Raw genomic sequence first — 441 nt, forward strand, 5'->3', positions numbered from 1 at the left:
GGTCGCCCTGCACCGGCAGTACGGCCTGGACGACCCGGTGCTGGTGGAGATGTCCGACACCGGGGCGTACACGGTGCGGGTGATCGACCGCGCGCCGATCGAGGCCGGCATCGGTCTGGCCGCGCTGCCTCCAGACGAGCTGGCCAAGGAGTCGCTCAGCGAGGACGCGCTGACCACCGGCGTCGGCTTCGCGCTGCTCGCCGGTTTCGTCGAGGACCTGCAGGTGCGCCCGGTCGAGGAGGGCATCGGCACCGAGGTCCGGATGGTCTGGCCGGTCGGCCGCTGACCTGAGCAACCACTCACGCAGGCCGCGTTCCCACCCCGGGGACGCGGCCTTGTCGTGCTGGCCGGGCCGTATATCAGATTTCTCCGCATAACACAGCGATGAAGATCATCGAGACACCCGGCACCCTCGGTGTGACCTCGGACACGGCGTGGAGC

Annotated in this window: 1 protein-coding gene; it reads left to right on the plus strand. The window is 69.6% G+C overall.

All coding sequences use genetic code 11. The features are described 5' to 3' along the window. Positions 1-286: ATP-binding protein (locus EAD98_RS00105; protein ID WP_121652100.1), on the plus strand; the 286-nt coding region annotated here is incomplete at its 5' end. Positions 287-441: the final 155 nt, after the last annotated feature.

The sequence above is a fragment of the Micromonospora sp. CV4 genome, assembly GCF_003667455.1.
Taxonomy (GTDB): domain Bacteria; phylum Actinomycetota; class Actinomycetes; order Mycobacteriales; family Micromonosporaceae; genus Micromonospora.